Below are 18,427 nucleotides of genomic sequence, written 5' to 3' on the forward strand. Positions count from 1 at the left end.
TGCACCGATGATGGGCGCCCGGAAATGGACTGTCAACCCATCGCGCGATCCCTTGAACTCCGCCTCTGCCGCGGGCTGAGCACAGGGTGGGTGCCGTGCACCTGAGTGAACGGCGGCATGGTTGCGTTCCATCGACGCGACCAGGCCGGCGTGTAGGACGCACTCACCTGAGGAGCAGACGATATATGTCATCCACACCCACGCGGGCTACGTCATGCGGCTGGGCTGAGCCCTTCGCCGTACCGGCCGGGGAGCGCGCCGGACCATCGTCAGCCGGCCGGTGTGTCGAGCACGTAGGCGCGGGAGGCGTGGACCTCGCCGCGCAGTGCGGGGAGGTCCACGTCGAGGACCTGGCCGTTCCACTTGCGGGGGCGGCCGTTGACGAGGACCGCGGTGATGTTGCGCGCGTCGGAGCCCAGCACGAGGGTGCCGATGGGGTCGTTGAGGGGCATATTGTTGAGGTCCTCGGCCTGGACGACCAGCAGGTCGGCCTTCTTACCGGGGGTGAGGGAACCCGTGACGTCGCCGAGGCCGTTGGTCCGCGCGCCCTGGAGGGTGGCGAAGTCCAGGACGTCGTGCGTGGTGATACGGGAGAGTTCGCCGCCCGTCCCGTAGGCGGCGTTGACCGCACGCATCCGCTGGATCGCGAGCAGGGCCCGCATCTGCGTGAACATGTCGCTGACGAGGGCGACTTCGACGTCGATGCTCAGGCCGGGGCGGATGCCGACGGCGAGTGCCTCGTCCACCGCGGGGATCGCCGTCTCCAGACCGATCTGCGCGTCCGAGGTGGGCGCCAGGGCGACCGTCGTACCGGACTCCCCCATCGCCTTCCAGGCTTCGGCGGTCAGACCGGTGGAGTGGATCAGGGTGACATCGGGACCGAGGATGCCGTTCTCGGCCCAGGACAGCACGGCCTCCGACGAGGATGGGCCGAAGACCGCGTCGATGCTGACACCTATCCCCAGGTCGGCCGCGGTGCGGGCGAGTTCAGGGCCGTAGGCGAGGTCGGGGCCGGCGATCTCGCCGGTGGCCAGGGTCGCCATGCGGAGCGTGAGCAGCTGGTCGTCACTGCTGAAGTACTCGTCCTTGAGGCGGGTCAGGTCGGCCGGCCACTGACGGTCCCACTCCCCGAAGTGCGGTCCCATCGAGGCGTGCACCCCTCGGATACCGGTGTCCCGCAGGGCCTCGACGGCCGCGTCGGAGTGCTCGCGAGTACGGGAGTTGTGAGAGAAGTCGAGCATGGTGGTGATGCCGCTGTCGATCGCGGTCAGCGCCGCCAGTCTGGTTCCGATGTACATGTCCTGCGGCCGGTAGACGGTGGCGTAGCCGGCCAGCGTGGACATCACGTAGCCGCCGAGGTCGTCGACGTCGGGCATGATCCGGCGCAACTGGGCCTCCCAGGCGTGCCGGTGGGTGTCGACGAGACCGGGGGCCAGGATCGTGCCGGAGGCGTCGACGGCCACCGCACCGTCCGCGCTCAGGTCCGGTCCGATCGCGGCGATGGCGTCGCCTTCGACGAGCAGGTCGCTGTTCCGCAGGATGCCCAGTTCCGGGTCCATCGTGACGATGGTGGCGCCGGTGAACAGGATGCGTCGCTGTGGATCGGTGGACCGGCGTCGCAGTTGTTCGAGTAGGCCGGCGCTGGTGGTGTCGTCGGTGTTCATGGAGTGCCCCTTTCGGGTGGCGCTGAGTCTGGCCGAGCGGCTTCCGGCCACGGCGTCTTCCGGCCCAACACTCGGTCCCTGTACGTGCGGGAACCAGGCCGCCGTTTCCCTGGGTGCGGCGCACCCATGACAGCCCGCGGCGCTTCGTCTTCGCCGTACCTGACCGAAACCCTGCGATCGGATACGGGGAAAGAGGCGCCAGGGGGCGGGAAGAGGCGTCGGGGCATGCGCGGAGGAGCCGCATACAGGGGAATCGGACAGAGAGGTCCTCCGCACCGCTGGGGCCCGCCCGCGTGTGACGGGCCCGGCGCTCGCTACCGCGAGGTGTCCGGCCGGGTGGCATCCTCCCGGTACAGGACGAGGTGCTCGTGGAAGAGCACACCGTCCCGGACGTCACCGGTGGCGGTGAAGCCGGTGTCGTCGATGTAGTCGAGGTGGGTGCCGGTGACGGTGTAACTGCCGGTGTAGGCGCTCTGCCGGCTGCCACGGGCCTCGTCGTAACGGCCGTTCGGGAGAAGCTCCTGCCGGATGTGACCGTCTGCCGTCACCCACATACCGACGAAGGGGTGAGGCGCTGCGTTCGCGTTCATGGCTCTACGGTCGCGCCCCGGCGCGTGGGGAACCAGGCCACGACGTTCTCAGGAGCCGCTTTCCTGGGAGTCCGGCACCCCCCCACTCTTCGGCGTTCGCCTCGGTCTGCGCAGCGGTGTCAGCGGGTGGCGGCCAGGTCCTCGAAGGCGGGGACCAGCGCCGCGGGCGACGGGAGGGCCGCGATCTCGGCGCGCATGGCGGTGGCCGCCTTCCGCAGGCCGTCGTCGTTCAGCAGCGCGTCGAGCAGGTGACTGTCCACGGCGTCGGCGGTGGCCCGCAGGGCGAAGCCCGACGCCTCGGCGGCAGCGGCGTTGTCGAAGTGGTCGGCGCCCTGCGGCAGGATCAGCTGCGGGGTACCGACGGCGGCCGCCGTCATCATCGTCCCCGCGCCACCGTGGTGGACGATGGCGTCGGAGCCGTCCAACAGCTGGGCGAGCGGCACCCATGGCAGCGGCCGTACGTTCGGCGGCAGCGTGCCGAGCGGCGCGAGGTCGGCGTCGCCGATGGCGAGCAGGAACTCCGCGTCGACCGCCGCCGCGTGCTCGATCAGCCGGGCGATGGACCGTACGCCGTCCAGATCCGTCAGCACCGTGCCGAGTGTGACCGCGACCCGGCGCCGTTCCCCGGCGCTCCCTCCGGCCAGTTCCTTGCGCATGGAGACGATGTCGTTCTCCCAGCACACGATGTCGGCTGCGGCCGGATGGACGTCCTGGTGCTCGCGGGAGTGGAACCAGTCTTCGGGGATCTCGACTCCGTGGGCGGGTTCGAGCAAGTCGAAGACGACCCGCGTCGCACCCGAGTTACGGCGATGCGTGATGTAGGCGGCCGTCTGCGGCTTCAGGAGGTGCGCGCGGTGACGGGCTTCGTCCGCGTACGAGGCGAGGTGGGCGGCAAGGTGCCGGCGGAAGCGAGCGGTCCAGGCATCGGACATGCCCGGCGTGGTACGCGAGAGCAGGTTGTGCAGGGCACATGCCAAAGGCTGGAGGTCGTTCGGGGCCCTGACTTCTCCGCGTACGACAGGGTCGAGGGGATGTACCAGGGTCCGCCAGAGGTGGTGGTCGCGACCACAGGGGGATTCGTCGCCCTGGTCGTCGAACAGCAACAGCCAGGAGCACCAGTCCGCCGCGAGCATCAGGGCGTCCCGATCGACGGCGACGTAGGCGCCTGCGGCCAGCAGCGCCGGTTGGAGAGCGGTGAACCTGGAGACCGCGGCGGGCGACGTGAGGAGTCCCGAGACGCGGGCCCAGGCCAGATTGGATTCGGCGGCCAGGGCGAGGTCGGGGTGACACTGCGGCGGAAACGGGGAGTGGAGCCGGGGCATGAGGGTGTTTTCGGTCTCCGCACGGGTCGGACGATTCAACTGCCCTCCAAAGGCACTGCTGATTCCTGAGAGGCTCGTGGTGACGGAAGAGGCGGCAGTGGTCGCCGTTTCCGTCGAGCAGCCCAACACGCCGGTGGACATGGCCGGGTGGGGCCCGGCCGTCACGACCGGTCGGGGCGGTTGAGACGCACCGTCTCTCCACCGAAGGGCAGCTGCACGGTCCGGCAGGCGAGGAACCAGGTGTCCTCGACCTTCCGGAACGTGTCCTCGTAGTGGCCCACGTTCGCGGGGAGCCTCGGAGGCACCATGCCACCGGTATAGCCGTCGACCCGGTACGTCGCGAAGTAGGAAGTGGCAGTGGCCTCCGCCGGGGAAACCACCGTGACCAGGATGTTCGTGGTCATGCGGCGCGACAGCCGGTCCGTGGGACGCGAACCGAAGTAGCCGCGGAGCGCCTCACGTCCCTCCACTCTGCGGTCGTCGTGAGGCCACTCCCACACCCCGTCAGGCGTGAAGAGGTCCGCGACACCGCTCGGATCTCCCAGGTCAAGGCGGCGCACGAATTCGACTATCAGACGCTCGCAGGCTCGCTCGGCGAAGAGACGTTCCATCGGGTCAAGGGCTTCGGTCGACATCATCAATTGCTACCCAGCCCTCACCGGTGCATCGCGAGAACGTTGTTGGCTCCCGGCTCCCGGCTCCCGGCTCCCGGCTCCCGGCTCCCGGCTCCCGGCTCCCGGCTCCCGGCCAGTCTGCGGAAGGCTCACATGGCCGGTCGCGGCATCAGCGCACCAGCTGATCCGTGAAGCCGTTGCCGAAGACCCGGTGCGGATCGAGCCGGTCCAGGATGGAGACGGCTTCGGACCACTGTCCGGCGCCGTACGAAGCGGGCACCGCGGATTCGATGATCTGCTCGTCGGCCCAGGCTGCCGTATCCGTGTAGCCCCAGCCCTTGGACCACTCGACGCGCGCGAGCGCGTAACGGCCGTCGAAGGTACTCATCAGGAACCGTTCCAGTTCGCGGTAGAACTCGTGGGCCCCGGGTGAGGTCGGCTGGGTCAGCACGTCCACCCACACCACGCAGTCGTACTCCGGGTGATCGGGATGCGGGCGGACGACGGAGAGCAGCGGCGGGCGGGCGCCCGGCGCCGCGGAGTCGTCGGGCTGGTCGAGGCCGCCGGCTCTGATCTCCACCTGCCCGTTGATCGGGAATCTGCCCGCGGCGGCCCAGGCGGCCAGCCGTTGCCGGTAGTAACCGGCGAACTCGGAGACGACGCGTTGGACGTCGGCGCGGCGGGTGAGGATCCCGTATCCGTTGGCGGTCTCACGAAGTGTTGTGGGGCGCAAGTAGAACTGGAGAGTGTGCGAAGGGCCCCACAGGTCCTTCGCGACGGTGGTGGTCAGTCCGGTCGCCGCCACCGTGTACTGCGTGGCGCCGAGCACCGGCGCGAGATACCAGGCGCCTCCCACGAGAAGCCCGGCCAGCCGGGCCACCGGGGTCGGGACGACGTCGCTGAACGGGTAGTTGTACGGGGCGTACACCTGCCTGGAGGTCACCGGGCGCTCAGGGCTGAGGCTCCACACCTTGAGCCAGGGCCGGTCGGTGAAGGCGAACCAGATCGTCTCCACCCGCCCCGACTCGGCCATGAAATCCGCGAAGGTGTTTCCTCGGGCGGCGAGGTCGCTGCCCGGGGCCGCGAACAGTTCGTCGGCGGTGAGGTCGACGCGGCTCCGGCAGCGCAGCGGGATGTCCTCGCCCGCCTGGATCTCGGCCTCTACGACGAGGCCGCGTCCGAGGTGGGTGGCCAGTGCCTCGCACTCCTCGTCGGTTCCTCGGTGGAAGGTTCTCACGACATAGGCGTCCTGGCCGGAGTCCCAGACGACGGCGGTGACGGACAGGACGAGGTTGCTGAGGCTGCCGTAGGTGTGGCCGGGGCGGGCGGACTCGCCGTCGGCGGGGACGCTGGTTCCGTGGGCATCGATGGCGAGGGTGCCGCCCAGGGTCAACTCTCCCGGTGCGGGCGTGTTGGTGACGCCCAGTCCGTGATCGGCGAGGAAGGCCATCAGCGTTTCGAGGGTCACTCCGGCCTGTGCACGTACCGCGCCGGGGGCGCCGGAGGGCGGAGTGGTGAGTTCCAGGTGCGTCAGATGCTTGGTGGTGTCCAGCAGGAGGACCTGCGCGTCGGGCTCGGTGGCCGAAGTGATGCTCAGGGGTGACCAGTTGTGCGACTTGCCCCGGGCACGCAGCCGCCAGCCTTTGGCGCGGGCCCAGTTGGAGAGGTCCGCGAGGTCCTGACCGGTACGGGGCGCGCAGGCCCACAGCCCGCCGTGGGTGATCTCGCCGGCCCAGTTGATGTAGGGAGAGAGGTAGGGCACGAGCCCGGCGGGAAGTTCTGGTGCGGCGCTCGGAACGATGGCGGGCGCCGCCGCGGCCGGGGAGGCCCCGGCTATGGCGGCGGCGAGCGGGATGCCCGACGCTCCGGCAGCCGCCGCGGCGCGCAGCACACCACGGCGGGAGAGGCCGGAGGCTTCAGAGGGACCGGAGGGGCCCCAGGAGGTGGCAGGACGTGAGGAGAATTCCGAGTCATCGGCCATGACCTGAATGTAGGGGGATCCAGCACGTCACTGAAGCTCCATGACGCAAACCGCCAGAACCGGCACCCCGACGTCGAACCGGCACGTCGTAACCGTGCGCGCTCAGTTCGTGGTTGCGCGGTCCGGGCTTGCCACCGTGCGCGTTGGCCGTGATCGTCAACTCGTCGGCGACGCCTGCCGCGTCGGCGCGGCGGCGGATGCCTTCAGCCCGTCGCCGCCGCCCGGTAGGGGCGGAAGAACGCGCGCAGTTCCTCCGCGTAGAGCTCGGGCTCCTCGAACGGCGCGAAGTGCCCGCCACGAGCGGGCTCGGTCACGCGCACGACGTTCGCCGTGCGCTCCAGCCAAGCCCGCGGCGGGCGGACGACGTCACCGGCGAAGAGCGAGAAGCCGGACGGCACGTGGACGCGGCGGGCGTGCTGTGCGGGCGGGATCGCGGCGTTCGCACGGTACATGCGCATCGACGAGCCGATCGTCCCCGTGAGCCAGTAGAGGGTGACGTTCGTGAGAATCTCGTCCTTCGTGAAGGATCGCTCGACGTCGCCGTCGCAGTCGCTCCACGCCCGGAGCTTCTCGACGATCCACGCGGCGAGCCCGGCCGGCGAGTCGTTGAGCCCGAAAGCGGGGGTCTGAGGCTTCGTACGGTGCATGGCCGCGTAGGCACCCTCGCCAGCGCCCCAGACCGCGGCGCCGTCGAGCCAGGCGCGCTCCTCCGGCGCGAGGTCAGCCGGGTCGCCGGTGAAGACGGGCAGGCCCGCGTCCATACGGTGGACGGCCACGACCCGGTCGGGGTGGTCGAGCGCGAGGCAGCGGCTCACGTGGCTGCCCATGTCCCCGCCCGCCGCGCCGAACCGCGCGTAGCCGAGGACGCTCATCAGCTCGGCCCACAGGCCGGCCACGGCGATGGCGTCGAGCGGCGGGCCGGAGGGGCGGTCGGAGTACCCGTAGCCCGGCATGTCGGGTACGACCACGTCGAACGCGTCGGCGGGATCGGCGCTGTGCGCGCCGGGGTCGGTGAGGAGCGGAATGACCTTCGTGTAGCGCCAGAACGAGTCCGGCCAGCCGTGACTGAGAACCAGCGGCAGAACGGGCCCGGCCGGCGCGGCGGCCCGGACGTGTACGAAGTGGATTCCGAGGCCGCCGAGCGGAACGCGGAAGCGGGGGAGTTGGGCGAGCGCCGCCTCCCGCGCCGGCCAGTCGAACCCGTCCGCCCAGTAGGCCACGAGCTCGCGGAGGTAGGCGAGGTCGGTCCCGAGCGACCACCCGGCGTCCTCGGGCGCGTCGGGCCAGCGCGTCGCGCGCAGACGCGCGCGGAGGTCCTCGATCACCGCGGGAGCGGTCCGCGCGGTGAACGGCTCGGGGCGGGGCGGGGCGTCCGGCATGGGGCACACCCTACGGCCGCGCCTCGCTCTTCCACCCGGGATGACGGCCCGCCCGGCGCGGCCCCGATCGCCTGTCGGCGCAGCGGTGACTACGGAGTGACCAAGGTGTACCGGACGGTCTGCGCCTGGATGGCCCCGTCCCGGAAGACGAAGGTGTCCACACCGTCATCCACTCGGGCAGTGGGACCGACAGCCGACCACTCCAGGAAGAGGACACCGTCGGCGAACTGCGGCTTCAGAGCCCAGTCAGCATCGGGGAGATCAGCCAGGAGCCTGCCGATACCCCGCTTGACCCCTTCCCGACCCCGCAGGATGCCGTCCGGGGTAATGAGAACGGCATCCTGCGCGTAGTTGCCACTGATGAGATCCAGGTCGCCGGTACCGAGCCGGCGGCCGTGGTCCTCGAAGATCTCCTGGGGCGTACGAGTCATCGTTGTGCTCCTGCTCTGCTTGCTCTCCGGACGATGTGCTTGCGTAAGCGCAATAAACTCTACAGCAATATTTGCATACGCTTGGCAATTTTTGGCTGTGGCAAGCGTCATTCCCCGAGCCCCGAGGCCCGCGGCCCGCGGCCCGCGGCCGGGCGGTCCTGCCGCCATCGGGAAACATGACGCCGCGTCACAGTCGAACCGTCCGCGCTCCTCGACGTACGTGCTTTCCCGCCCTCTGGTTCCCCGCCCCGCCGCCGGTTACCGTCCTGGGGTGTCCGACTCCGGCTTCGCCCCTCGTTCGCCCGCGTTCCTCGCCGATCCCTACCCGGCCTACGCCGAGCTCCGGGACCGTGGCCGGGTGCTCTACTACGAGCCGAGTGATCAGTGGCTTGTGCCGCACCACGCGGACGTGTCGGCGTTGTTGCGGGACCGGCGGCTCGGGCGTTCCTACGGGCACCGGTTCACGCACGAGGAGTTCGGGAAGAGCGCCCCTGAGCCCGGCCATGAGCCGTTCCACGAGCTCAACGACCACGGGATGCTGGAGCTGGAGCCGCCGGACCACACCCGTATCCGGCGATTGGTGTCGAAGGCGTTCACCGCGCGTACGGTCGAACGGCTCAAGCCGTATGTACGGCGCCTGGCGGCCGAGTTGGCGGGGCGGCTCGTGGAGCGGGGCGGAGGCGATCTACTGAAAGCCGTCGCCGAGCCCCTGCCGGTCGCCGTCATCGCCGAAATGCTGGGGGTTCCCGAGGCGGACCGGCCGTTGCTGCGTCCGTGGTCGGCGGCGATCTGCGCCATGTACGAGCTGAACCCGGGAGAGGAGACGGCCCGCCGCGCGGTAACCGCCTCGCGGGAGTTCTCCGCGTATCTGCGTGAACTCATCGCCGTACGGCGGGAGAAGCCCGGTGACGACCTGATCTCGGGGCTTCTCGCCGCCGTCGACGGCGGCGAGAAGCTGACCGGGGCGGAAATGGTCGCCACCTGCGCGCTACTGCTCAACGCCGGGCACGAGGCGACGGTCAACTCCACGGTCAACGGCTGGCACGCACTGTTCCGTCATCCCGGGCAGCTCGCCGCCCTGCGCGCGGACCGGGCCCTGCTGCCCACGGCTGTCGAGGAGTTGCTGCGCTTCGACACACCGCTCCAGCTGTTCGAACGGTGGGTCCTCGACGAGATCGAGATCGGTGGAACCACCGTCCCGCGCGGCGCCGAGGTCGCCCTGCTCTTCGGCTCCGCCAACCACGACCCGGCGGCCTTCGCCACCCCGGACGTCCTGGATCTGGCCCGCCGCGACAACCCGCACATCTCCTTCGGCGCGGGCATCCACTACTGCATCGGTGCCCCACTGGCCCGTATCGAACTGACCGCGTCCATGGAAGCTCTGCTGGACCTGGCCCCCGGGCTGAGCCCGGCCGCCGAGCCGGTCCGCAAACCGAACTTCGTGATCCGGGGGCTGGAGGGACTGCCGGTCGTGGTGTGAGAGAACGAACCGGGCGGGGCGGGTGAGCACCCGCGCAACGGGGGCCCCCGGCGCGTGAGGCCAGAAGGCTCCGCAGGTGTACGCGGCACACGCGACGGTCGCCAGTCGGCAATGCCCGGCTCGGCGCGCCGCACGGTTCCCGCACAGCACAGCACAGCACAGCACAACGCCCGGGCCCGCGTCGGCTTGCCCTGGAGCGCACTCCAATTCGTAGCCTCCGGCACATGAACACAGAACAGCACAAGCTCGGATCCGGATTCGGCGCCCGGTCCACGACAGACGATGTCCTGCGCGGCATCGACCTCTCCGGGAAGCTCGCGATCGTCACCGGCGGCCACTCGGGTCTCGGCCTGGAGACGACCCGCGCGCTGGCCGGCGCCGGCGCCCGGGTCGTCGTACCCGCACGGCGGCGCGCGGCCGCCCAGGAGGCGGTCGACGGCATCGACGGCGTGGAGGTGGACGAGCTCGATCTCTCCGACCTCGCCAGTGTGCGCTCCTTCGCCGAGCGTTTCCTCGCCTCGGACCGCGATGTCGACCTGCTCATCAACAACGCGGGCATCATGGCCGCCCCCGAGACCCGGGTCGGCCCCGGACTGGAGGCACAGTTCGCCACCAACCACCTCGGCCACTACGCGCTCGTCAACCGGCTCTGGCCGGCGCTCGCGCGCGGCGGGGCACGGGTCGTATCGGTGTCCTCCAACGGTCACCAGCTCTCCGGCATCCGCTGGGACGATGTGCAGTTCGAGCGCGGCTACGACAAGTGGCAGGCGTACGGCCAGGCGAAGACGGCCAACGCGCTGTTCGCCGTACAGCTCGACGCGCTCGGCCGGGATTCCGGAGTCCGGGCCTTCTCTCTGCATCCCGGTGTCATCCTCACCGCTCTGGGCCGCCACGTGCCCACGGAGGAGATGATCGCCGCCGGCTGGATCGACGAGAACGGCAACCCGACGGACCCCTCGATCAAGACACCCGCGCAGGGCGCCGCGACCCACGTGTGGGCGGCGACCTCCCCGCAGCTGGCGGGCAGGGGCGGTCTCTACTGCGAAGACTGCGACATCGCGGAACCCACCACGAGCGACGCCGTGTTGACGAGCGGCGTGCGCGAGTGGGCGACCGACCCCGAAGAGGCCGCCCGCCTGTGGGCGCTCTCCGCCGAGCTCACCGGCGTCGACGCCTTCAGCGCCACTGCCTGACCCGACCGGCACAACCGGCACAGCCTGGCCCGGCTGTCCCACCCGCTCCCCCGCCGCCGACCTCACGTACGGGTTACCAAGGCGGGGGCGAGGGCCAGGTGCGCCGCTTGGCGCGGGGCCGCTCGTAGCTCCCCACACGGCTCGTGCGAAGGCTCAGCGCGACCAGCGACTCGGCGAGTCTGACGGCCGCGGCGACGCCGTCCACGACCGGCATGCCCAGCCGGTCCCCCAGGGTGCGCTGGAGCCCGGTCATGCCCGCGCAGCCGAGTACGAGCACCTCGGCGCCCGCGTCCCGGGCGCGCTCGGCGGCGGCCAGGAACGCCCGTGTGGTGCGTTCTTCGTCGCCGAGGTCGAGGACGCCGAGGCCGGTGCCGACCACGGCGGCGCAGTGCGGGGCGACGCCGGCGGTGTAGAGGCTGTCCTCGATCTGGCCGCGGGTCCGGTCAAGGGTGGTGACCACCCCGTACCGGCGCCCCAGCAGACAGGCCAAGTGGGCGGCGGCCTCCGTGATGTCGACGACGGGCACGTCGAGGAGTTCGCGGGCCCCCTCGCGGCCGTGCTCGCCGAACCCGGCCATGACCACGGCGTCGTACGGCTCCCGGTATCCGCGCAGTGCGTCGAGGACGGCCGCCGCGGACAGATGGCTGTCGAGCCAGCCCTCCGCGGATTCGGGCCCCCAGGCGGGGGTGAGGCCGGTGACGGTGGTGTCCGCGCCGGCCGCCGCTCGGGCGCCCCGTACGATCTCGTCGGTCATCGCCCGGGTCGTGTTGCAGTTGGTGACGACGATCCGCACGCCGATCAGGCCTCCGCGGTTTTGTCGGCGACGGCTTGGGTTTTGTCGGCGACGGCTTGGGTTTCGTCGGCGACGGCTTGGGTTTCGTCGGCGACGGCTTGCGCGCGTTCGCCCCGGCAGAGGGCCGAGTAGAGGGCGGCGGCCGCGACCGTGCCGATGAACCAGGAGTACGGCGCGATGGCACCGAAGTACGGTACGAGCGCGAACATGGCGGCGACGAGGGCGGTCGGCAGGAACGCCCAGAGCGCCTTGGGGTTGAAGCCCTTCCGGTAGTAGTAGCGGGACTCCGGCCGCGCGTCGAAGAGCTGGTCGACGTCGACGCGGCCGCGCTTCACCCAGTAGTAGTCGACGATGATCACGCCGAACAGCGGGCCGAGGAAGGCGCCGAGACCGCCGAGGAAGTAGTTGACGACGTCGGGGTTGGAGTAGAGGTTCCAGGGGGTGACCAGCAGCGCGGCGACGGTGCTGATCATTCCGCCGATCCTGAAGGTGATCTTCTGCGGCCAGACATTGGCCAGGTCGTACGCGGGTGAGACGAAGTTGGCGACGATGTTGACGCCCATGGTGGCGATGGCGAAGGTGAGCGCGCCCAGCACCAGTACCCACGTGTTGCCGACCTTCGCGACGAGCAGGGCGGGGTCGGTGATCGCCTCCCCGAAGACCTCGATGGACCCGGCGGTGACGATGACGGAAACGATGACGAACGCCGTCGAGTTGATGGGCAGGCCCCAGAAGTTGCCGCGCTTGACGGTGCGGTAGTCGGGCGCGAAGCGCGAGAAGTCGCAGAAGTTGAGCATGAGCGTCCCGTAGGTCGCGAGAATCAGGCCGATCGCGCCGAACCACTGGCGGAACTGCTCCCCGGTGGAGACCGGGTGCGGAGTGGACGTGAGCGATATCGTCCAGCCTGCCTTGGAGAGGATCCACACGGCGAGCACGATCATCACCAGCCAGATCGCGGGACCGCAGAAGTCCTGGAACTTACGGACCGATTCCATGCCGCGGCTGATGATCAGCGCCTGGACGACCCAGAGAACGAGGAACGAGGTCCAGCCGAGGGCGTCGAGCCCCAGGAAGGAGTGCTCCGTCCAGGAGGCCAGGTCCGGTATCGCCGCCAGCAGCATCACGTTGACGGCGACGGAGGCCAGATAGGTCTGTATTCCGTACCACATGATGGCGATCACGGCGCGGATCAGGGCGGGGACGTTGGCCCCCCAGATCCCGAAGCTGATGCGGCTGACCACGGGGAAGGGGACGCCGTGCCGTTGGCCGACGCGGCCCATCAGGTTCATCCCGACGTAGATGAGGACGAAGCCGACGAGGAGGGAGGTGAAGATCTGCCAGACGTTCATGCCGAGCACCAGGAGCCCGGCGGCGAAGGTGTAGTTGCCGAGGTTGTGGACGTCGGACATCCACAGCGCGAAGAGGTCGAAGACCTTCCATTTGCGGGTTCCCGCGGGGGCCAGGTCTTCGTTGGTGAGCCGGGGATCGGGAACGGACACGGTGGTGCCGACGGCTTCGGCACGGTCTGCGAGGGACACGGAGCCTCCCGGTGAGGGGACGGAGAACGGGGCGCTTGCGCGGGGCGGTTGTACGGCACGGCTCGGCGACACGCGCTTGTTTGGTATACCAAGCGCGACATTATGGTCCGCCCTCCGAGCACCGCACGCCATGTCCCGGCCGTTACAGCTCGGTAAAACACCTGCCGGGTCGGGGATCATGGGAGACATGACCACCGCCGAACCGCTCGGGGCCGTACGCGCGCGCGTGCTCGCCGCACTGCGGCAGGACATCATCGCCGGGCTGCTGCGCCCCGGTGACCGACTCGTCGAGCGCGAACTCGCCGACCGTTTCGGGGTCTCGCGCGTCCCGGTGCGCGAGGCCATCCGGGCGCTGGTCGCCGAAGGCTTCGTCCTGTTCGAGACCCCGCGCCGTACGGTGGTGCGCCGGCTCACCCCCGCCGATGTCGATGAACTCTTCGGGCTCCGTGAGGCCTTGGAGGTCTACGCCGCCGGACTGGCCGCCGACCGCGCGAGCCACGACAGCCTCGCCGAGCTGGCGGACCTCCTCGATCACGCCGAGGCCGCCACCCGGACCCTGGACGCCGAGCGGATCACCGACATCAACATCCGCTTCCACGACCGCGTCCTGGCCATGGCGGGCAACAGCCTGCTCATCTCCGTCATGGAACCGGTCGAGGGACGGCTGCGCTGGCTCAACCGGCGCAACGAACAGTGGCCCAGACTCCTCGACGAACACAGAGCCTTGTACGAGGCCATCGCCTCCGGCGACGCCGAGCGGGCGCGCGCGAGCGCCCTCGCGCACGTACGGGCCAACCACCGCGCCACCTTCCGCCGCCTCTTCGGCGACGACACGCCTCTGCCGTAAAGGACACGAGGGCGGCGCGGGCGCGTCGGTTTGCCGTACCGGCAAAGATTCTTGTCCTTGAGGTGCCCGTCGGCGAATGATCACGGTGAGCCCGCCGCGATGTCGCGGGCACTGGTCGCGGCATCACGCGTACGGGTGGACAGTTGGCCCGCCGCCGCACACCACCGGCATGACCGCCGTTGGGATCATCGAGGAGGATGCATGTCTCAGCCCACGCCTTCGTCCGGGCACCCCGAGGCCGACCGGGTGCGGGCGTCCGCCCCGGCACTGGATGTGAAGCACCGGCTGGTGGAGGTTCCCGGCGGCCGTATCCATGTGGCGGAACAGGGCACGGGCCCCCTGGTCCTCCTGGTCCACGGCTTCCCCGAGTCCTGGTACTCGTGGCGCCACCAGCTCCCGGCGATAGCGGCGGCGGGCTTTCGCGCGGTCGCCATCGACGTGCGCGGCTACGGACGTTCGTCGAAGCCCCGCGAGGTGGAGGCGTACCGGATGCTGGCGCATGTCGCCGACAACGTCGGAGTCGTGCGGGCCCTCGGCGAACAGACCGCGACGATCGTGGGGCACGACTGGGGCTCCCCCATCGCCGCCAACTCGGCGCTGCTCCGGCCCGACGTCTTCACCTCCGTGGCGCTGCTCAGCGTCCCCTACGCGCCCAGGGGCGGTCCGCGGCCGACCGAGGCGTTCGCCCACGTCGGCGGGGGCGAGGAGTTCTACGTCAGCTACTTCCAGGAACCGGGCCGGGCCGAGGCGGAGATCGAGACCGATGTCCGCGCGTGGCTGGCGGGGTTCTATGCGGGGATCTCGGGCGACGCGCCCCCGCCGGCCGACAACGGCAGCATCTTCACCGTCCCCGCGGGTGGAAAGCTCTCCGGCCGTTTCCCCCGCGGAGTCCTGCCCTCCTGGCTGTCCGAGGCCGAACTCGACTTCTACGCCGACGAGTTCGAGCGCACAGGCCTGACGGGAGCGCTCAACCGCTACCGCAACGTCGACCGGGACTGGGAGGATCTCGCCGCGTGGGACGGGGCGCCTGTCACTCAGCGCTCGCTGTTCATCGGCGGGGACCGCGACGCCTCCACCATGTGGATGGCCGACGCCATCAAGAGCTATCCCACCACCCTGCCCGGCCTGGTCTCCTCGCACATCCTCGAAGGCTGTGGGCACTGGATCCAGCAGGAGCGCCCCGATGAGGTCAACCGGCTCCTGGCCGACTGGCTCCGGGCGTAGCCACGGTCTTCGAAGAGGCGCCGTCAGGTCGGCGTAGGTCCGCGAGGATCCTCCCGGCATGCGGTTACATCTCCCGGAGCGGAATGATCTCTTCGTCCTGGGAGGCGGCGCCGTGCCCGACAACCCCCGTACCCCTGTGCCCGCGCCCCCTGGCCGGTTCGCCGGACCGTTGCAGCGGCTGCTGTTCGGCGGTGTGTACGGCACGGTGCTCGCCAGTGTCCTCGCGGCGGCCCTGGGGCACGACGGCGGGCCGAATGATCCCGGGTACGACGCGGTATGGGTGCTGCTGGCGGCGGTGGCATCGGCCGCCGCCCACGGCTATGCCCATGCCATCGTCCACCAGACCGCCGACAGCGCCCCTGTCACGGCCGCCACCGTACGGTCGGTGCTGACCGAATGGCCGCTGGTGACCGCCGTGCTCCCGACCGTGGCGCTGCTGCTCGGCGCGTACGCGGGCTGGTGGGACGAGGACACGGCGATCGATGTCGCCCTGACCCTCAACACGGTGGCGCTGTTCGGTTGGGGGTTGTGGGCGTCGCGCGTCGCGGGACGCGGCTGGGCGGCATCCTGCCGGGCGGGCGGCGTGGACATGCTGCTCGGGCTGTGCATCGTGGGAGCGAACGCGCTGAGCAAGTGACCACCGCCGCCGGGCAGTCGACCGCCGCCACGAACGTCCCACGGACGCGGCCGGGCGGCGGCCGGCTTGTCAGCGCGGCAGGGTGGTGGAGTCGACGAAGGCCGGGACGGCCACCTGGGGCTGATCGTGCGCCGGGCCGTCCAGCGGGTCCCAGTCGCCGGTGTGCCAGACGTTCTGCATGAAGGCCGACGGCTTGTGCGGGATACGCGCGGTCGGGCCGCTGTAGTCCCACAGCGTGATCTTGTTGCCGTTGTTGTCGTAGCTCCAGAAGGTCACCCGGTTCGCCTGCCAGTCGAACATGAAGGTGCGGAACTGGGTCGAGGAGTCGAAGCCGGGCACGGGCGTGACGCTCGCGGGGCTGTTCTCCCCGGCCTGCTCGGGCCGGCAGTCGCCGCCCAGCTGTTCGACGTAGCAGTTGTACAGCACCCGGCCGGTACGCATGTCGATCGCGCGGGAGATCTTCCGTACCGCGGCGTTGGCGTCGTTGTAGTCGGTCCACAGCGTGAGCCAGACCACGTTCGGCTGCGCGCAGAGCACCTCGACGTCGATCTCGTCGTTGTCCGGCAGGCCGTTGCCGTTGGCGTCCGAGTGGTCGGTGGAGTACGTGAACGTACCGGTGACGACTCCCACCCGGCCCAGCCCGGTGCAGTCCGCCGTCTTGATGCGGGTGCCGTAGGTGCCGTACTGGTAGGTGGCGCTGTTGCTGGAGATCTCCACACCCCTGCCGGGGCCGGCACCGGGGCGGGCGTTGAGCCGGAGCTCCAGGGCCTTGCCGTCGTTGGCTCCGGTCGCGGACACGGCGCGTGCCGTGCCCCCGGAGGCCGACGTCTGGCTGAAGTACGGCGAACTACCCGTCCATTCCTCGGTCACCGGGGCGGCCACGGCGGACGAGGCGCCCAGGACGAGGGTCATCACGGCCGCGGCCAGTGGAGTGGCGCGAACGAGCCATCTGGCGGGCCGGTGTCTCGCGGGCGTCTGCCTCGGACGGCTGGTGTCCCACATGGTTCTGTTCCCCTTCACACCGTTCACGCGGTTACGACGACTGAGAGTGCCTACGAGCGTCTGAGAGCGCTTGAGAGCGCTCTCAATATTGCGTTTAGTAACGTACATGTCAACGGCGGAAGTCGGCCGCACGGGCCGCCCGCCCCACCCCGTCAGCCGCTCGACGGGCCCCACTTTTTTCCTGCCTGTAACACGGAGCACTTCTCCGGAAATTCTCTTCCGTCCATAGTGGCGCGGGTCGGAAAACATCTTCCGCATGACAGAACCTTTGACTGGAGGAGTAACTGTGCCGCAGGTGGCCCCATCTCTGGCCCGGCGCGCTGCCAGGCTGCTGCGTACCTCGCTGTTCACGCAGGTCGTCTGCGCCCTGGTGCTCGGAATCACGGTGGGCCGGCTGTGGCCGGACGTCGGGACGGCCGTTCAGCCGCTCGGCGACGGCTTCATCCGGCTCATCAAGGCGATGATCGCCCCGCTCGTCTTCTGCGTCGTCGTGGCGGGCATCGCCAAAGCCGGTGACCTCAAGGCGTTCGGGCGGATCGGTCTCAAGGCGCTGATCTGGTTCGAGGTGGCCACCACACTGGCGCTGCTCGTCGGGCTGCTGGCCGCCAACCTGACCAGCCCCGGCACAGGCATGCATGTCGACCCGGCCTCGCTCGACGCCTCCGCCGTGGACGGCAAGACCGAGGGCGGGCAGCTGCCGTCGACGACGCAGTTCATCCTGGACGCCCTGCCGGACAGTGCCATCGGCGCCTTCGCGGAGAACTCGCTGCTCCAAGTCCTGGTGCTGGCCTGCCTGGTCGGCGCGGCCGTGCTGCACCTGGGGAAGACGAAGGTGCCGGCCATCCTCCCGGCCATCGAGCAGGCGCAGGAGGTCGTCTTCGCGGTCGTCGGGTTCGTCATGCGGCTCGCACCGCTCGCCGTCTTCGGCGCCGCCGCCCACCTGGTCGGCGAGTACGGCCTCGGAGCTCTGAGGACGTACGGCGAACTGATCGCGGTCTGTTACGGCGTCGCGATGCTGTTCCTGGTGCTGCTCGCCGTCGCGCTCAAGGCCGTCACCGGGCTGAGCCTGTGGAAGTTCGTCCGTTACACCCGCGAGGAGTTGCTGCTCGCTCTCGGGACCGCTTCCAGCGAGACCGTCATGCCGCGCATGATGCAGAAACTGCGGGCGGCGGGCTGCCGGGACGACGCGGTCGGGCTCGTGCTGCCCACCGGGTACTCGTTCAACCTCGACGGCGCGTCGATCTACCTCTCCATCGGCACCCTGTTCATCGCGCAGGCCGTGGACGTGCATCTGAGCATCGGCCAGCAGATCACGGTGGTGCTCGTGCTGATGCTCACCAGCAAGGGCATGGCGGGCGTGCCCGGTTCGGCGTTCCTCGCGCTGTCCGCGACGGCCTCGGCGCTCGGCGTCATCCCGGCCGGAGCGGTCGCCCTGCTGCTCGGTGTGGACCGGATCATGGACTCGATGCGGGTCGTCACCAACCTGCTCGGCAACTGCGTCGCGGTCTTCGCCGTCTCGCGGTGGGAGGGCGCGCTGGACACGGCGAAGGCCAAGCGGGTGCTCGCCGGGCAGGCGGACTCCGACGCCCCCGAACCGCCCGCGACTCCCGCCGCCGGAGAGCCTGCCGCCCTCACGAAGTCCCCCGGCGCCGGGACGCCCCCGGAGTCGGCCTCCGTGTCCGCCGATCGCTGAACGGCCAACCGCCGTACGTTCCCCGGGCATTGGGCGGGG

The 18,427-nt window shown here is 70.1% G+C and carries 16 protein-coding genes; 6 read left to right on the forward strand and 10 right to left on the reverse strand.

Annotation, left to right across the window (positions count from 1 at the left end; genetic code table 11):
- Positions 1–269 precede the first annotated feature (269 nt).
- The 7 genes from ACIQD6_RS35390 to ACIQD6_RS35420 form a co-directional block, all read right to left on the reverse strand.
- The gene (locus ACIQD6_RS35390; protein ID WP_401890958.1) at positions 270–1,664 is read right to left on the reverse strand and encodes an amidohydrolase family protein; all 1,395 of its coding nucleotides are present in this window, start codon (positions 1,662–1,664) and stop codon (positions 270–272) included.
- 314 nt (positions 1,665–1,978) lie between these two features.
- Entirely contained in the window at positions 1,979–2,254 is a 276-nt protein-coding gene (locus ACIQD6_RS35395; RefSeq protein ID WP_401890960.1) for an Atu4866 domain-containing protein, read from the reverse strand.
- 119 nt (positions 2,255–2,373) lie between these two features.
- Positions 2,374–3,576, reverse strand: a complete 1,203-nt coding sequence (locus tag ACIQD6_RS35400; RefSeq protein ID WP_401890962.1) for a nucleotide disphospho-sugar-binding domain-containing protein — start codon at positions 3,574–3,576, stop codon at positions 2,374–2,376.
- Positions 3,577–3,737: 161 nt separating this feature from the next.
- Entirely contained in the window at positions 3,738–4,211 is a 474-nt protein-coding gene (locus tag ACIQD6_RS35405; protein WP_401890965.1) for a nuclear transport factor 2 family protein, read from the reverse strand.
- A 148-nt stretch (positions 4,212–4,359) separates the two neighbouring features.
- Entirely contained in the window at positions 4,360–6,171 is a 1,812-nt protein-coding gene (locus ACIQD6_RS35410) for a cholesterol oxidase substrate-binding domain-containing protein (RefSeq protein ID WP_401890968.1), read from the reverse strand.
- A gap of 203 nt (positions 6,172–6,374) precedes the next feature.
- The gene (locus ACIQD6_RS35415) at positions 6,375–7,550 is read right to left on the reverse strand and encodes an epoxide hydrolase family protein (protein ID WP_401890971.1); all 1,176 of its coding nucleotides are present in this window, start codon (positions 7,548–7,550) and stop codon (positions 6,375–6,377) included.
- Between the two features lie 89 nt (positions 7,551–7,639).
- Positions 7,640–7,981, reverse strand: a complete 342-nt coding sequence (locus ACIQD6_RS35420) for a nuclear transport factor 2 family protein (protein ID WP_401890973.1) — start codon at positions 7,979–7,981, stop codon at positions 7,640–7,642.
- 271 nt (positions 7,982–8,252) lie between these two features.
- On the opposite strand from ACIQD6_RS35420, the gene ACIQD6_RS35425 reads away from it, so the two are divergent.
- Positions 8,253–9,461 (forward strand): cytochrome P450, encoded by a 1,209-nt coding sequence (locus ACIQD6_RS35425; protein ID WP_401890975.1) that lies wholly within the window; start codon positions 8,253–8,255, stop codon positions 9,459–9,461.
- Between the two features lie 224 nt (positions 9,462–9,685).
- Entirely contained in the window at positions 9,686–10,654 is a 969-nt protein-coding gene (locus ACIQD6_RS35430) for an SDR family NAD(P)-dependent oxidoreductase (RefSeq protein ID WP_401890976.1), read from the forward strand.
- 73 nt (positions 10,655–10,727) lie between these two features.
- Here ACIQD6_RS35430 and ACIQD6_RS35435 read toward each other — a convergent pair whose 3' ends face one another.
- Together ACIQD6_RS35435 and ACIQD6_RS35440 are read right to left on the reverse strand one after the other, a co-directional pair.
- Entirely contained in the window at positions 10,728–11,447 is a 720-nt protein-coding gene (locus ACIQD6_RS35435; RefSeq protein WP_401890979.1) for an aspartate/glutamate racemase family protein, read from the reverse strand.
- 5 nt (positions 11,448–11,452) lie between these two features.
- The gene (locus ACIQD6_RS35440; protein WP_401890981.1) at positions 11,453–12,985 is read right to left on the reverse strand and encodes an NCS1 family nucleobase:cation symporter-1; all 1,533 of its coding nucleotides are present in this window, start codon (positions 12,983–12,985) and stop codon (positions 11,453–11,455) included.
- 187 nt (positions 12,986–13,172) lie between these two features.
- Here ACIQD6_RS35440 and ACIQD6_RS35445 point away from each other — a divergent pair, with 187 nt between their 5' ends.
- From ACIQD6_RS35445 to ACIQD6_RS35455, 3 genes are all read left to right on the forward strand, one after another.
- Entirely contained in the window at positions 13,173–13,832 is a 660-nt protein-coding gene (locus ACIQD6_RS35445; RefSeq protein ID WP_401890984.1) for a GntR family transcriptional regulator, read from the forward strand.
- A 201-nt stretch (positions 13,833–14,033) separates the two neighbouring features.
- Entirely contained in the window at positions 14,034–15,056 is a 1,023-nt protein-coding gene (locus ACIQD6_RS35450) for an alpha/beta fold hydrolase (RefSeq protein WP_401890986.1), read from the forward strand.
- Between the two features lie 58 nt (positions 15,057–15,114).
- Positions 15,115–15,693, forward strand: a complete 579-nt coding sequence (locus ACIQD6_RS35455; protein ID WP_401890989.1) for a hypothetical protein — start codon at positions 15,115–15,117, stop codon at positions 15,691–15,693.
- A gap of 69 nt (positions 15,694–15,762) precedes the next feature.
- Here the strand turns inward: ACIQD6_RS35455 and ACIQD6_RS35460 are convergent, their stop codons facing one another.
- Positions 15,763–16,605, reverse strand: a complete 843-nt coding sequence (locus ACIQD6_RS35460; RefSeq protein ID WP_401890991.1) for a glycoside hydrolase family 16 protein — start codon at positions 16,603–16,605, stop codon at positions 15,763–15,765.
- 376 nt (positions 16,606–16,981) lie between these two features.
- On the opposite strand from ACIQD6_RS35460, the gene ACIQD6_RS35465 reads away from it, so the two are divergent.
- Positions 16,982–18,388 carry a cation:dicarboxylate symporter family transporter gene (locus ACIQD6_RS35465; protein ID WP_401890994.1) on the forward strand — a complete coding sequence of 469 codons (1,407 nt, stop codon included), beginning with the start codon at positions 16,982–16,984 and terminating at the stop codon, positions 18,386–18,388.
- The last annotated feature ends 39 nt before the right edge of the window (positions 18,389–18,427 follow it).

This window comes from Streptomyces sp. NPDC088400 (genome assembly GCF_044753355.1).
Classification (GTDB): domain Bacteria; phylum Actinomycetota; class Actinomycetes; order Streptomycetales; family Streptomycetaceae; genus Streptomyces.

What these genes read in the sequence shown, in the direction of transcription:
- ACIQD6_RS35390 (WP_401890958.1), bottom strand. Translation starts at nt 1,664, where the DNA reads ATGAACACCGACGACACCACCAGCGCCGGCCTACTCGAACAACTGCGA.
- ACIQD6_RS35395 (WP_401890960.1), bottom strand. Translation starts at nt 2,254, where the DNA reads ATGAACGCGAACGCAGCGCCTCACCCCTTCGTCGGTATGTGGGTGACG.
- ACIQD6_RS35400 (WP_401890962.1), bottom strand. Translation starts at nt 3,576, where the DNA reads ATGCCCCGGCTCCACTCCCCGTTTCCGCCGCAGTGTCACCCCGACCTC.
- ACIQD6_RS35405 (WP_401890965.1), bottom strand. Translation starts at nt 4,211, where the DNA reads ATGTCGACCGAAGCCCTTGACCCGATGGAACGTCTCTTCGCCGAGCGA.
- ACIQD6_RS35410 (WP_401890968.1), bottom strand. Translation starts at nt 6,171, where the DNA reads ATGGCCGATGACTCGGAATTCTCCTCACGTCCTGCCACCTCCTGGGGC.
- ACIQD6_RS35415 (WP_401890971.1), bottom strand. Translation starts at nt 7,550, where the DNA reads ATGCCGGACGCCCCGCCCCGCCCCGAGCCGTTCACCGCGCGGACCGCT.
- ACIQD6_RS35420 (WP_401890973.1), bottom strand. Translation starts at nt 7,981, where the DNA reads ATGACTCGTACGCCCCAGGAGATCTTCGAGGACCACGGCCGCCGGCTC.
- ACIQD6_RS35430 (WP_401890976.1), top strand. Translation starts at nt 9,686, where the DNA reads ATGAACACAGAACAGCACAAGCTCGGATCCGGATTCGGCGCCCGGTCC.
- ACIQD6_RS35445 (WP_401890984.1), top strand. Translation starts at nt 13,173, where the DNA reads ATGACCACCGCCGAACCGCTCGGGGCCGTACGCGCGCGCGTGCTCGCC.
- ACIQD6_RS35450 (WP_401890986.1), top strand. Translation starts at nt 14,034, where the DNA reads ATGTCTCAGCCCACGCCTTCGTCCGGGCACCCCGAGGCCGACCGGGTG.
- ACIQD6_RS35455 (WP_401890989.1), top strand. Translation starts at nt 15,115, where the DNA reads ATGCGGTTACATCTCCCGGAGCGGAATGATCTCTTCGTCCTGGGAGGC.
- ACIQD6_RS35460 (WP_401890991.1), bottom strand. Translation starts at nt 16,605, where the DNA reads ATGACCCTCGTCCTGGGCGCCTCGTCCGCCGTGGCCGCCCCGGTGACC.